We start from the raw sequence: 13,711 nt of genomic DNA on the forward strand, positions 1-13,711 counted from the left end.
ATGGCCGCGTTGGCCCCTGCATGTCAGTCGTCCTTGACGTGACCAGCAAGAGACTAGTCTTCGGACCACCGGCGTTCAAGCGGAGGAGGCGGGAAGTCAGGTTATTGCAATGCACGCTCCGGAACGGAAGGCCGTGTTGCCCGGTTGAGTACACGCACCGGAGGATCCGACGTGAAATTGCCAACAACGATCTTGTGCTTCGCAGCACTCTGCTTCTTCCAGAGCGCCTCCGCCCAACCCGCGCAAACCAACTCATCTGCGCCACCAAGCCCTCCCGAGGAGAAGGGTCAACCACAGCCGCAAGGCTGGACGGGCCCAATCAATACAGGTTCGGGTGGCGCGCCCGCCGAGAGTCCCCAAGGTCAGAGTCCGCCTGGAATGCAGGCCGCGCCTCACGGATCGTCCAAGAGCACGACGGCACCAGCCAAGTAGATCGGTTAGGATATTCTCCTCCGTCCGCTGTTCTGGCAATCTGAGAGCGTGAACGTGACGCGGCGAGGGTCAATGAAACTACCTTTCTGCGCGGGCGGCGCCGCAGCCTTGTGGGCCATCTTTGCCGTATCATCCGTGCACGCCGACATGGCGGGACACGGCGGCCCCGTGCGGGCTCTTGCTATTTCCCCCGATGGGAACGGACTCTTGTCCGGCAGCTTCGACTCAGCCGCCATTCGGTGGTCGCTAAAGGCGGAGACAGCGGAGGAGGTGCTGCGGTATCATGCTGATGCAGTCAATGCCGTCGCCTTTCTGAGCGACGGCCGCATGGTCACGGCGGGTGCCGATGCACGAATTGCGGTCTGGATGGCGGGCAGGCGGCAGCCGGACCGGGTGTTCGAGGGACACGTCGGTCCAATCGTCGCACTCGCGGTCTCTCCCGACGGCGCGCTGCTCGCGTCGGCTTCATGGGATCGGACGGTGCGGCTCTGGTCGCTGTCGGACGGCGTGTCGCGCGTGCTCGAAGGGCATTCGCAGAACGTCAACGGTGTCGCCTTCACGTCGGACGGGAGGTCGCTCGTCAGCGCCGGCTATGACCTTACGTTGCGCATCTGGCGGTTGTCGGACGGCCAGCCTGAAGTCGTGACGTTGCCGGCTCCGCTCAACGTGGTGGCCGTGGCGCCGGACGGTGAAATCGTCACAGGCGGGGTCGACGGCATGCTGCGGATGCTGACCATGGACGGCAAGGTCAGCGGCGAGGTATCGGCCGGCCCAACACCAGTGGTGGCCTTGGCGATGTCGGCCGACGGCAAGCTGATTGCCGCGGCCAGCATCGGAGGCACAGTGGCGATCATCGATCGCAAGTCGCGCAGCCTGCTACGCACGCTGGTCGGGCCTGGGCTGCCGGTGTGGTCGGTTGCCTTTCTTCCGGATCGCGAGACGCTGATGACGGGGGGCGCGGACGGCAAGATCAGGCGGTGGAATGCACGCACTGGTGATCCCGTCGGCTCGAGTCTGATGGGCTCACCGGCCGATCCGCTTGCTGCCTATGCCGGCGATCATGGCGCCGACGTATTCCGGGCGTGTGTTGCCTGTCACACGCTGTCGGACAAGGAGGTCCAGCGCGCAGGCCCGACCCTTGCCGGATTGTTTGGCCGTAAGATCGCATCGCTGCCGGGCTACCGCTTCTCCGATGCCCTGAAGACGATGGACATCGTCTGGACCCCGGAGACGGTTGCAAAGCTGTTCGAGGTTGGACCGAACGCCTACACCCCCGGTACCAAGATGCCGGAGCAGCGCATTGGCTCACCCGAGGATCGCCGCGCGCTCACCGATTTCCTTGGCCGCGTGACATCGCGATAGCTGCCTCTCAGATCGAATCCCAATTGTCCATCGGAAGATCCCTCATCTCCGGATGTTGCTTGAGGATCTGAATGACGTCGATGCTGGGGTGCTCTTTGAGCGCTTCCGCGACGCAGTGATTGACGTATTTGCGACGCGACAGCCATGCGATCTTCTTGCCCTTGGCCTCGGCTTTGCAGGCGGCGATCGCCTGTTTCACGGCAACCTTTTGTGCCTTGGTCAGTGGAGGAGCGGCAGCCTCGGCCGCCGCGCCGGCGAAAGCGATGGAGATCAAGCACGTCGACAGAGCTGTGATCAAACGAGACATGGTGATGCTTCCCCTGGTTTCCTGCCCCTGCGTAGATGTCTGGTGGTCTTGTCTAGTCCTTGCCCTCGCGCTGACGTAGGTAGTCGTCCGTGGTTCGCGGTGGCGTGCGTTCGGGAACGCCCTTGAACGGATTGAACTGCTGCTCGCTCATGACGATGACGCGGCAGTCGGCGCACATCCTGAGTGCCTCGATCCGTTTGTCGCCGGCGGGATACATCCAGTGCCGCCCCTCGAGCTTGGCGGCGATCCGGTCGATCGTGCTTTTGACGCCAAAGGCCGTGCCGCAGCGGACACAGAGCGCGGGCTCCTCTTCCTTGATGACCGCGGCGGGTGCGCGGGCGGCGCGGAAATCGATCTGCGGCTTGAGCGTGATGACCTTTTCCGGACAGGTGGTCTGGCACAGGCCGCACTGCACGCAGGCATCCTCGATGAATTTCAGCACGGGCCGCTCGGGGTCGTCGCGCAGCGCGCCGGTCGGGCAGGCGGAGACACACGAGAGACACAGCGTGCAGCCGCCCGTGTCGACGCTGATCGCGCCGACTGGTGCGCCCTGCGGCAGCGCAATCACGTCCACCGGCTTTGGCGCAAGGCGATGCAGCTCGCTGAGGCCGAAGCGCAGGAGGTCGCGCCGCTTGCCGACGGTCTTGAAGGTCGCCGGTGTTGCAACCGCCGCAAGCGTGCCGATGCCGGTCAGATGGCCGCCGAGCCCGTCAGGGTCGTCGGTCTCGATCGTGGCGACGCGCTGGCCCTCAAATCCGAGACCGCCAAGGATCGCATCGGCAATGCCGATCGTCTGCGATAGTCCGGTCACATCGTGGCGCGGCTTTGCGCGCAGCAGGAAGCGCACGGCTGTTACGCCATAAGCGAATGCGCCGACGATCGCTTCCAGCCCGACCTGCGTGAGTTCGTTGACGACAAAGGGAAGCACGTTCGCCGGAAGACCGTCGCCATGTCGTGCCAGAGCATCGATGAGCGGTGTGCCGTGCGGGCCGTCATGGAACAGCAGCACCGCGTTGGCGCCGCCGGCTTCGTGGTAGGCGAGCAGCATGGCGCGAATTCGTTGAAGCTGCGTATCGGCAGGCGGCAACGTGTAAGATGCAGCGCCGGTCGGGCAGGCGGCGGCGCATTGCCCACAGCCCGCGCAGATGTTCGGGTCAACAGCGACATGATCGCCGGCGGGCGTGATTGCGCCGGTCGGGCAGAGATCGAGGCAGCGATGGCACCCCGTGCGCTTCGAGCGCGAATGGGCGCAAAGACCGGGCGTAACGTCGACATATTTCGGCTTGTCGAAGCTGCCGACGAGATCGCGTGCGGCGAGCACGGCACGCAGCACCGCGGCGGGATCGTTCGGGTCGGCGCGGAGATACCCATCGCGCAGGTCGTGTGCGGGAAACAGTGGCATTCCGCCCGAAAGGTCCAGCACGATATCGCAGTGCGACGTCACTCCGTTTCGGGGAGCGTCAAGCATGAAGCGATCGCGCGAGGAGGGGCGGGGCCTGGCATAGTCGTCGATCGTGAGCTCGAAGGCGCCAAAGTGCCCTTTTGCGGAGCGGATGGTGCCCCTCACGATCGGGAAGACCGTTGCCGCCTGCGGCACGGTGTCACTGATCTGCTTCAGCATGACCGTGACGTCGAGGTGATCCGCAAGCAGCCGGCCGGCCTCGATCGCGGCTTCGTCGCGCCCATAGATCAGGATCACGCCGTCGCTCGACAGGGTGACCAGCGGATAGTCGGGGGCCGGGATGGAGGCGGAAGCGAGCAGGGCGGCCATTTTCGCACCGGTCCGTGCGCCGTCTCGCGACCATCCGGCCGTTTCGCGAATGTTGACGAAGCTGATCGCATCAGGCCGTTCGCCGGCCTCCTCAGCAAACTGCGCCGCCTGCTGCGTGCAAGCCACCGTCAGCGCGCCACCAGCGGCGGCCGCGTTACGGAAATGATCGAGCTCGGGCCCGCAGAGATGGCGAAAGCCTCTGATCTCGCTGTTGGGGCATCCTCGCCGGATCGTGGCCACGTCAAGACGCATCGTGTCTTCGCACGAGCAGGCCAGGACGGTCTTCGATGGCTGTTCCAGGTTGACCCCTCCGCCATTCGGGCGCCGACGACGGACTCGCGCCGACCCTTCGCCTCGTATAGACATTATTCATCGGGAAGAAAAGGAAAGCGGAGGACGGCCTGACGTCGACCCCTGTCAGCCACGTTTCCGTGGCGGAACCGATCCATCTGCCGCCGCCGTTCACATTGGTGCGGTTGCGCGAGAGTGGCGACGCTTTTGCCCAAGCATGCCGCATTGCACCGGAGAGTGGCGCCGGCACGCTCGTCTACGTTGGGCGCTTTGACCTGGCGGAGTTCGCCGTGGTGCTCGAGCCGGCTGAGCCGCTGCGCAGCGCGCGACGCGCGTTCTACGCCAGCATGGTCGCGCTCACTGATGCCCTGCGCGCCTACGCGCCGCCGAGCAAGTCGATCGCGATCGGCTGGCCGGACGCCGTCTGGATCGACGGAGGTCTGGTCGGCGGCGGCCGCATGGGGTGGCCTCTCGCGGCCGTTGAGGAGGAGCCGTCGCCGTGGCTGGTGTTCGGCGCGATGATCCGGACGATTGCCATGAATGACGACGAGCCTGGTGTTCATCCGCTCGCCTCGGCGCTCGACCTGGAAGGCTTTGGTGAGGCCGGCGCGGCGCAGATCACAGAGAGCTTTGCCCGGCACCTGATGCTGGCATTCGATGGCTGGCAGGCCGACGGTTTTGACGGCGTCGCGCGCGAATATCTGTCCCGCATGCCGCGCGAGCGGCAGACCGTTCAGCGCATCGATGATCGCGGCGATCTCCTCACGCGCCGGATCGGGATCGGCGCGATCGAGCGTGGCGACCTCGTTCAGGCGCTCGCGACCCCATCCTGGCTCGATCCGGCACTCGGGGGGCCGCGGCTGTGAAGCTCCTGCGTACCATCGCGCTCGATCCTTCCGACACATTCGTGTTCGACGTGGCGGCGGAGCCGGGCGAATGGGCTGTCTCCGGCGTTTTCCGCTTTTGGGATTGCGATGCTGCGATGCTCGAGGGAAAGGCGCGCGCGGCTTTCCGCGGCGGTTTCCTCGGGGTGCAATCCTGGGGCTGGTCGACGCTGGCGCAGATCGTTCCGGCCACCGAGGACGATTACCGCAGCCTGGTCGATCTCCTTGCCGGGCAACTGGTCGATCGTTTCGGCGCGCCGGATATGGCGGCCGCGAAGAGCGCCGCAGAGGAGGAGGTAGCGTTTTCGCAGTCGCTCTGCAGCCATCCGATCAGCTCCCTTGTTGCGGTGCACCGGGCCGTAAGCGACGGCGAGGTTCGCGAGTCCTTCCGCCGACTGCAACTGCGCGAAGGGCAGGGGCACGGCAAGGCGTTCTCGTTCATGGAATTGGAGGACGACATCGAGCCTGACGGCAATCTCAAGCTTGTGGATCTGGGCCGGAGGCCAACCGCCAGATGAACGATTTCTGGATTGCCTGCGGCCATCATCTGCTCGATCGCGACGAGGGCGGTGGGCTCCGCGTTACCGACGAATTCCTCAAGGCCTATTTTGCCCGTCCCGAGCTGATGCCGCCGGAGGATGCGTGTCAGGTCGAACGCCGGCTGCACCGGGAATTGCTCTCCGATCCGCGCCAACCGGTCAGCGCCGGCGAAATCGCCGGTATTGCCGACCCCGACGCCCGGGAGAACTGGCAGTTCGTGCTGGCCTTTCGCGATCTCCTGTTGCGGCATCCGACGCTCGAAGCCGCTTATCTTGCAACGGTGCGCGCAGGCGCGAACGATCTGCCGCCGCTGTTCGTCAATCAGCTCGTGCACGTCATCCTGCGCAATGCGCTCGACGGTTGCGACGATCCGTTCGTGCTGCGCGCGGCCGAACTGTTCTTCCGGGCCCAGCGGATTCTGCCGCATGAGCAGGCCCTGCTGCTCGGCGACGAGGAGATCGTCGGCGGAATTAGCCCAACTCCGGTGCTCTCGCTGATGTCGATGCTGGGCGCCACGACCGATGCGGTGGTCGATGTCTTGAACGCGGAGAATGTTGCTGCCTATTGGCAGCGCAGCGACCAGTTCGACATGGCCTTCGACCTCACGGCCGACGGTATGGGGCCGACTGCCCTGGCGCAGGTGATGAGGCGCTGGCTCTCTCATCTGCTCGGTCTGGACGTCACGATCGAACCGCTGCGCGCACTGCAGGACGCAAAGCTCACCTGGTATGTCGGGCTCGATGCCGATGCCACAAGGCTCGGTGATCGTCTCTGGCACGGCGAGGAGCTCGACGGGCCCAGCGCCGACCGTGTGCTCGCGCTGTTCCGCCTCACCTTTGTCGATTCAGCGCTCGCGCTCGACGATGTCGAGGACGAGCCGGTCTACCTGATCCTGTCGATGTCGGCGGATCAAAAACTGCGCATGAAGCCCCAGAATCTGCTGACAGGCTTGCCGGTCAAACGTCTGGAGATGGTGACATGAGCCCCGCGGCGCTGCCATTGCTGTCGATTCCGGTCGGTGTCGTGGTGGAGCGGCGCAAGGCCGACTCTCCTTGGGTCGATTTCATCTGGCGTGGCGTCGCCATCCTGCCGGACGAGCCCGCCACGAGACCCTGGACCGTGCTTCGCGAGCAGGACGGCACGACGCTGTTCTATGCCGGAAGCGCGACCGTGGATCTTTATCCGTCCGAGACTGCGCGCTATCGCGACAATCTCGCCTCCGGCAGTCCGAGCATCTGGATTGTGCTGTCGCCCTCGGAAGGCGCCTGGCCCTATGTCGTCACGACCGTTACCGCCGATCCCGCGGAAGGCGAGAGCTTTACCGAGGCTGCCGACAATCTCGTCGAGGCGGTGCCGATGCCGGAGGTGCTGCGGGAGGTGATTGAAAGCTTCGTTGTCGAGCACCATGTCGAGCGGGAGTTCGTCAAGCGCAAGCGGCGCCGGGCTGACCCCGAGGCGCTCGCCCGGCGCGAACATGAAGGCGGACAGGAATGAGCGAGGAAGAGTTCCTTGCGCGTTGGTCCCGCCGCAAGCGCGAGTCGCGACCGGAGCCGGCTAAGCCTGCCGAGGCGCAGCCCGCGCCGCCGCCCGAGGCCAAGGATGGTGCAAAGGACGTCGCGAAGGACGGCGAGAGCGAGTTCGACCTCTCAAGCCTGCCATCGATCGACGAGATCAACGCTGCGACCGACGTCACCGCGTTCCTGCGCAAGGGTATTCCGCAGGAGTTGAGCCGTGCGGCCCTTCGCCGCGCCTGGGCGGCCGATCCCGCCATTCGCGACTTCATCGGGCTCGCGGAGAATGCGTGGGACTTCAACGATCCGACCGCGATGCCGGGTTTTGGGCCGCTCGATTGCTCTTCGGAGGAACTGGCCGCACTCGTCGATCGCATCGTCGGCGGGGTGCGTGAGGCAGTCCGATCCCTCCCCGAGGCGTCGATTGAAACTGCGGATTCTTCAGCGCATTTGCATCAAGCCGATTCGACAGCCGTATCCGACGTCGTCGAGCCCCCGATCGAGGCGGAATGCCCAGCGATCCCTGCTGCAGCGCAACTGACGGTGGCGGACAGACCTGCGGATTTTGCCGAGCCCGTCAGGCCGCGTACGCACGGTGGTGCACTGCCGCACTGAGCAGCACGACCAAAGACTATAGGCTTGGGCTATGGGCGGGCGATTGACGGTTCGTGGAACCGGGATTACGCTTCTTCCTAGTGCTTTGTTAGAAAAGCAAAAATCAAGCAGACGGGACTCTTGGATGGGAGGTCCACGTGCGTGATGACGGGCTTGATCGTGCGATCGATGCCGCGGGCGGCATCGCCCAGCTTGCGCGCAAAATCGGCATCAGCCAGCCGTCCGTCTCGAACTGGACGCGCGTGCCCGCACAACGGGTGATTGCGGTCGAAACCGCCACCGGCGTTCCTCGCAACGACCTGCGGCCCGACCTCTACAGCGAACAAGCCGTTTCCTCAGAGCTCGTCGATCCCGTCGATGCTGCGCGGGCGCTGGAATACGCGCTGCTGGCAATGCTGCTGTCTGCGCCGCCGTCGCGACGATTGCTCGACCAGCTTTCCATGTTGACGGGCGACGCGACGCCGCTCGGGCGCGCGCATGTTGCGCTGGCTGAGGCGGCCTCAAGCGCTGTCGCGGCGAAAGTCGAGCGCGAATATTTCGACCTGTTCGTCGGGCTCGGCCGCGGCGAATTGCTGCCCTACGCCTCCTATTACCTCACTGGCTTCCTCAACGAACGGCCATTGTCGCGCCTGCGTGCGGATCTGGCGGGGCTCGGCATCGAGCGGGTTGCCAACAACTCCGAACCTGAGGATTCCGCCGCCATCCTGTGCGAGATCATGTCGGGCCTTGCCGACGGACGCTTCGGCGTCTCGCCCGATGCCCAGCGCGCCTTCTTCGAAAAACATGTGTCGCCCTGGATGGCGCGGCTGTTCGCCGACATCGAGAGTGCCGGGAACGCCCGTTTCTATCGGGCGGTCGGCGCGCTCGGTCGCACCTTCATCGGGATCGAGACGGAAGCATTCACATTCGCCAACTGATCGACGCGCGTCGGTCCGGGAGAGATGCGATGAGTGAAGAAACCAAAGCCAAGGTCGGACGCCGCGATTTCTTGCGCAAGGTCGGCATCGGTACGGTCGGCGCGGGCGCGACGCTCGCGACGCCGCTGGTCGGCTCCGCGCAAGCGGACAGCGAGAACAACGATGAGAAGCGCAAGGCGCGCTACAAGGAATCCGACCACGTGAAGGCCTATTACCGCGTCAATCGCTACCCGACTTGAGAGGGAGGCCGCCCGTGCTTATCAAGCGAACCCACCAGAATTCCAATCGCCGCGGTTCTGTCGCGAACACCCTTGCAAGCCAGACCACCGGTCTCGATCGCCGTACCTTCCTGCGCCGGTCCGGTCTTGCGGGTGGCGCGCTCGCAGCCCTCGGCACCCTGCCGGTTTCAGGCGTGCGCAAGGCGGAAGCGGCCGTGACGGGTCCGCTGACCGCCGGCGCCGCCGTCAAGAAGAGCATCTGCACGCATTGCTCGGTCGGATGCACCGTGACCGCGGAGGTATTGAACGGGGTTTGGATTGGCCAGGAGCCGAGCTGGGAGTCCCCCATCAATCGCGGATCTCATTGCGCGAAGGGCGCTTCGGTGCGCGAGCTGGTGCACAGCGAGCGGCGTCTGCGCTATCCGATGAAGCTCGTGAATGGGCAATGGACGCGCGTCTCCTGGGACACCGCGATCAACGAGATCGGCGACAAGATCTTCGAGGTTCGCGAAAAATCGGGGCCGGATTCCGTCTATTGGCTCGGCTCGGCCAAGATGACCAATGAAGGCTCGTATCTGTTCCGCAAGCTCGGGGCGTTCTGGGGCACCAACAACACCGATCATCAGGCACGCATCTGCCATTCCACCACCGTCACCGGCGTCGCCAACACCTGGGGCTACGGTGCGATGACGAACAGCTACAACGATATTCGCAATGCCAAGACCCAGATGATCATGGGTGGCAATCCGGCCGAGGCGCATCCGGTTTCGTTGCAGCATTTGCTCGAGGGCAAGGAGCTGCAAAAGGCCAACTTCATCGTCATCGACCCGCGCATGACGCGCACCGCCGCGCACGCGACGGAATACGTGCGGATGCGTCCGGGTACCGACATTCCCGTGCTCTATGGCATCATGTGGCACATCCTCCAGAACGGCTGGGAGGACAAGGAATTCATCAAGCAGCGCGTCTACGGCTTCGACGATCTCCGCAAGGAAGTGGAGAAATGGAATCCGCAAGAGGTCGAGCGCGTCACCGGCATTCCCGGCGAACAGCTCAAGCGGGTGGCAAAGATGTTCGCCACCGAGAAGCCGTCGACGCTGATCTGGGCCATGGGCCAGACCCAGAAGACCGTCGGCACCGCCAATGTGCGGGCGAGCTGCATCCTGCTGCTCATGACCGGCAATGTCGGCGGACCGGGCATGGGCGCCAACATCTTCCGCGGCCACGATAACGTGCAGGGCGCGACCGATGTCGGGCTCGATATCGTGACGCTGCCGTTCTACTACGGCCTTGCAGAAGGCGCCTGGAAGCACTGGTCGCGGGTCTGGGAAGTCGACTACGAGTTCCTGAAGTCGCGCTTTGATTCCAAGCAGATCATGGAAACTCCCGGCATTCCGCTGACCCGCTGGTTCGAGGCGGTGACGCTGCCGAAAGATCAAGTCGCTCAGAAGGACAACGTGCGGGCCGTGTTCGTTCAGGGACACGCCAGCAACAGCATCACCCGCATTCCGGAGTCTCTCAAGGGCCTGAAGGCGCTGGACCTGCTTGTCATTGCCGACCCGCATCCCACGACCTGGGCGTCGCTGGCGGTGGAGGCTGGCCGCAAGGACGGCATCTACATTCTTCCGGTGGCCACGCAATTCGAGTGCAAGGGATCTCGCGTCGCCTCGAACCGCTCGCTGCAATGGGGCGAGCAGATCGTGAAGCCGATCTTCGAATCCAAGGATGATCTCGAGGTCATCTATCTCATGGCCAAGAAGCTCGGCTTCGCCGACCAGATGTTCAAGAAGATCAAGGTCGAGAACAACCTGCCTGAAGCAGAAGACGTGCTGCGCGAGATGAACCGCGGCAGCTGGTCGACCGGCTATTGCGGCCAGTCGCCGGAGCGGCTCAAGGCGCACATGAAGAACCAGGCAAAGTTCGACATGCTGACGATGCGCGCGCCGAAGGACGATCCCGAAGTCGGCGGCGATTATTACGGCCTGCCGTGGCCGTGCTGGGGCTCGCCGGAAGTCAGGCATCCCGGCACGCCGCTGCTCTACAACACCAATCTCGCGGTGATGGACGGCGGCGGCACGTTCCGACCACGGTTCGGTATCGAGCGCGAGGAGAAGCTGCCGGACGGAACCACGCGCAAGGTCAGCATGCTGGCCGACAAATCCTATTCCAAGGATTCCGAGATCCAGGACGGCTATCCCGAATTCACGCTGGCGAGCCTGAAGAAGCTCGGCTGGGACACCGATCTCACCGAAACGGAGATGGCCACGATCATGAAGGTCAATCCGACCAATCCGGATTCGGTGTCGTGGTCGCTCGATCTCTCAGGGGGCATCCAGCGGGTCGCGCTCAAGCACGGCTGCGTGCCTTATGGCAATGGCAAGGCTCGCATGAACGCATTCGGCCTGCCTGATCCGATTCCGGTCCATCGCGAGCCGATCTACACGCCACGCGTCGACCTCGTCGAGAAATATCCGACGCTGCCCGATGCCAAGCAGTTCCGCATGCCCAATATCGGCTTCTCGGTGCAGAAGGCTGCCGTGGAAAAGGGGATTGCCAAGCAGTTCCCGCTCATCCTCTCCTCGGGCCGTCTGGTCGAGTATGAGGGCGGTGGCGAGGAGACGCGGACCAATCCGTGGCTTGCCGAACTGCAGCAGGACATGTTCATCGAGATCAATCCGGCCGATGCTGCCGATCGCGGTGTCAAGGATGGCGGCTGGGTCTGGGTCACGGGCGCCGAGAACAATTCCAGGGCGAGGATGAAGGCGCTCGTCACTGAGCGCGTCGGCAAGGGCGTCGCCTGGATGCCTTTCCATTTCGGAGGCTGGCTGGGAGGCAAGGATCTTCGCAGCGCCTACCCGAAAGGGACCGATCCGATCGTTCTTGGCGAAAGCGCGAACACCATCACCACCTACGGATACGATCCCGCGACCGGCATGCAGGAGCCCAAGGTCACGCTTTGCCAGATCGCGGCGGCATAAGGAGCAACGACGATGGCACGTATGAAATTCCTCTGCGACGCCGACCGTTGCATCGAATGCAATGCCTGCGTCACCGCTTGCAAGAACGAGCATGAGGTGCCCTGGGGCATCAACCGGCGCCGCGTGGTCACCATCAATGACGGCAAGCCGGGCGAGCGCTCGATCTCGATGGCCTGCATGCATTGCACCGACGCGCCCTGCGCGGCGGTGTGCCCGGTGAACTGCTTCTACACCACCGCCGATGGCGTGGTGCTGCATTCCAAGGATCTCTGCATCGGCTGCGGGTATTGCTTCTACGCTTGTCCGTTCGGCGCGCCGCAATATCCGAAGGTCGGAAACTTCGGCTCGCGCGGCAAGATGGACAAATGCACCTACTGCGCCGGCGGCCCGGAGGCCGACGGAAGCAAGGAGGAATACGAGAAGTACGGCGCGAACCGCCTCGCCGAGGGCAAGCTGCCGCTGTGTGCCGAAATGTGCTCGACCAAGTCGTTGCTTGCGGGCGACGGCGAGATCATCGCCCAGATCTACAAGGAGCGCGTCTTGAAGCGCGGCTACGGCTCGGGCGCGTGGGGCTGGAAGACCGCGTATCGCGAGACGATCGAGTCCTGAAATGGACAACCGAAGGGCGCACAACACCGGGAGGACGTGATGGCGTCAATTGAAAGGATCATTCGCCTGGCTTTCGGCGCGTGCGCGCTGCTCCTCTTGGTCATGGCGGCGCCCGCAACTGCTCAGCAGGTCAATCCGACCGCGAGTGCGGTCAAGGAGCAGCAGCTTTTGCAGGAGCTCAACCGGATCCAGGGGCGCGTCAGCATTCCCGATCAGCGGTCGGGCGTTCTCGAGCAGCCGCAGGGGCGGGAATGGCGTGAGTTCCGCAACGTGACATTGCGCTGGGTCGGGGGCGTTGCCATCCTTGGCATGATCGCGATCATCGTGATCTTCTATCTCTCCGTCGGGATGGTACGTCTCGAAGCCGGACGGTCGGGCCGCACCATCGTGCGCTTCAACATGTTTGAACGCTTCGTGCACTGGATGACCGCGAGTTGCTTCATTGTCCTGGCCATTTCCGGGCTGAACATCACGTTCGGCCGGCCATTGCTGCTGCCGCTGATCGGCTTCGAAGCTTTCTCCGAATGGTCGCAATGGGCCAAGTACGCCCACAACTATCTGAGCTTCCCCTTCACCATCGGCGTCGTCCTGATCTTCCTGATGTGGATCGGCGGCAATATCCCGAACAAGGTGGATGTCGATTGGGCGAGGCGCGGCGGCGGCCTGATCGGTCTCGATCATCCGCCGGCCTATCGCTTCAATGCCGGCCAGAAGATGATCTACTGGATCGTCGTGATCGGCGGCGGCTTGGTTGCAATCACCGGGTACGCGCTCATGTTCCCGTTCTATATGACCGGGATCGAGGCCATGCAGATGGCCCAGATCGTCCACTCCATTGTGGCCGTACTGTTTGTCGCTGCGATGATCGGGCACATCTATATTGGCACGATCGGAATGGAAGGTGCGTTCGAGGCGATGGGCTCAGGCGAGGTCGACGTTAACTGGGCGCGCGAGCACCATAGCCTCTGGTTCGACCAGGAGACGGCACGAGCGGGGCCCGACGACGGACAGTCACGACCCGCAACCGAGGCGGCAGAGTAAGACGGACAGCCGCGAAAGCGGGTGGTTCGCTCTATTGCGCCGGTTCTTTCGCAAACAAGATCGAACGGTCTTGCATCTCCTGTTCAGGGAGCTTGTTCGCCTGACCCGTCTGCAGTTCTTGGATGGATGGCATGCCGTTCTGATCGAACAGTGCGTGCGATCTGAGCATGCTGCTGGCCGCTCCGGCGAGAAGCAAGGCTGCAATGAGCGAGAGCATGAGGCGTTTCATGCGCAT

Annotated in this window: 14 protein-coding genes; 11 read left to right on the top strand and 3 right to left on the bottom strand. The window is 63.9% G+C overall.

Annotated features, from left to right (window positions below; genetic code table 11):
- Nucleotides 1–504 precede the first annotated feature (504 nt).
- Nucleotides 505–1,794 carry a c-type cytochrome gene (locus GGD66_RS20720; protein ID WP_177237461.1) on the top strand — a complete coding sequence of 430 codons (1,290 nt, stop codon included), beginning with the start codon at nt 505–507 and terminating at the stop codon, nt 1,792–1,794.
- Nucleotides 1,795–1,801: 7 nt separating this feature from the next.
- Here GGD66_RS20720 and GGD66_RS20725 read toward each other — a convergent pair whose 3' ends face one another.
- A complete protein-coding gene (locus GGD66_RS20725) occupies nt 1,802–2,101 on the bottom strand; it encodes a hypothetical protein (RefSeq protein WP_038970411.1) in 300 nt (99 codons plus the stop codon).
- Nucleotides 2,102–2,153: 52 nt separating this feature from the next.
- Nucleotides 2,154–4,124, bottom strand: a complete 1,971-nt coding sequence (locus GGD66_RS20730) for a 4Fe-4S binding protein (protein ID WP_183258842.1) — start codon at nt 4,122–4,124, stop codon at nt 2,154–2,156.
- Between the two features lie 218 nt (nt 4,125–4,342).
- Between GGD66_RS20730 and GGD66_RS20735 the strand changes: the two genes are divergently transcribed.
- From GGD66_RS20735 to GGD66_RS20780, 10 genes are all read left to right on the top strand, one after another.
- Nucleotides 4,343–5,029 carry a biotin/lipoate--protein ligase family protein gene (locus tag GGD66_RS20735; RefSeq protein ID WP_312014152.1) on the top strand — a complete coding sequence of 229 codons (687 nt, stop codon included), beginning with the start codon at nt 4,343–4,345 and terminating at the stop codon, nt 5,027–5,029.
- Nucleotides 5,026–5,565: a DUF6505 family protein gene (locus GGD66_RS20740; RefSeq protein WP_183258843.1), complete on the top strand. Its 540-nt coding sequence runs from the start codon at nt 5,026–5,028 to the stop codon at nt 5,563–5,565. Before GGD66_RS20735 ends, GGD66_RS20740 begins: the two co-directional genes overlap by 4 nt.
- A complete protein-coding gene (locus tag GGD66_RS20745; protein WP_183258844.1) occupies nt 5,562–6,569 on the top strand; it encodes a DUF6352 family protein in 1,008 nt (335 codons plus the stop codon). The genes GGD66_RS20740 and GGD66_RS20745 overlap by 4 nt, the downstream gene beginning before the upstream one ends.
- The gene (locus GGD66_RS20750) at nt 6,566–7,081 is read left to right on the top strand and encodes a DUF3305 domain-containing protein (RefSeq protein ID WP_183258845.1); all 516 of its coding nucleotides are present in this window, start codon (nt 6,566–6,568) and stop codon (nt 7,079–7,081) included. Before GGD66_RS20745 ends, GGD66_RS20750 begins: the two co-directional genes overlap by 4 nt.
- Complete coding sequence (locus tag GGD66_RS20755; RefSeq protein ID WP_018316103.1) at nt 7,078–7,713, top strand: DUF3306 domain-containing protein; 636 nt, start codon at nt 7,078–7,080, stop codon at nt 7,711–7,713. The genes GGD66_RS20750 and GGD66_RS20755 overlap by 4 nt, the downstream gene beginning before the upstream one ends.
- 137 nt (nt 7,714–7,850) lie before the next feature.
- Nucleotides 7,851–8,630 (top strand): molecular chaperone TorD family protein, encoded by a 780-nt coding sequence (locus tag GGD66_RS20760; protein WP_183258846.1) that lies wholly within the window; start codon nt 7,851–7,853, stop codon nt 8,628–8,630.
- A 29-nt stretch (nt 8,631–8,659) separates the two neighbouring features.
- Nucleotides 8,660–8,869: a twin-arginine translocation signal domain-containing protein gene (locus GGD66_RS20765; protein ID WP_026201605.1), complete on the top strand. Its 210-nt coding sequence runs from the start codon at nt 8,660–8,662 to the stop codon at nt 8,867–8,869.
- A 14-nt stretch (nt 8,870–8,883) separates the two neighbouring features.
- Complete coding sequence (locus GGD66_RS20770) at nt 8,884–11,826, top strand: formate dehydrogenase subunit alpha (protein WP_183258847.1); 2,943 nt, start codon at nt 8,884–8,886, stop codon at nt 11,824–11,826.
- Nucleotides 11,827–11,838: 12 nt separating this feature from the next.
- Nucleotides 11,839–12,435 (top strand): formate dehydrogenase FDH3 subunit beta, encoded by a 597-nt coding sequence (fdh3B, locus tag GGD66_RS20775; RefSeq protein WP_018316106.1) that lies wholly within the window; start codon nt 11,839–11,841, stop codon nt 12,433–12,435.
- Between the two features lie 39 nt (nt 12,436–12,474).
- Nucleotides 12,475–13,476, top strand: coding sequence for a formate dehydrogenase subunit gamma (locus GGD66_RS20780; protein WP_183258848.1), 1,002 nt, complete (start codon nt 12,475–12,477; stop codon nt 13,474–13,476).
- A 31-nt stretch (nt 13,477–13,507) separates the two neighbouring features.
- Here the strand turns inward: GGD66_RS20780 and GGD66_RS20785 are convergent, their stop codons facing one another.
- Nucleotides 13,508–13,705: a hypothetical protein gene (locus tag GGD66_RS20785; protein ID WP_143109136.1), complete on the bottom strand. Its 198-nt coding sequence runs from the start codon at nt 13,703–13,705 to the stop codon at nt 13,508–13,510.
- Nucleotides 13,706–13,711 lie beyond the last annotated feature (6 nt).

The sequence above is a fragment of the Bradyrhizobium sp. CIR48 genome (assembly GCF_014198315.1).
Taxonomy (GTDB): domain Bacteria; phylum Pseudomonadota; class Alphaproteobacteria; order Rhizobiales; family Xanthobacteraceae; genus Bradyrhizobium.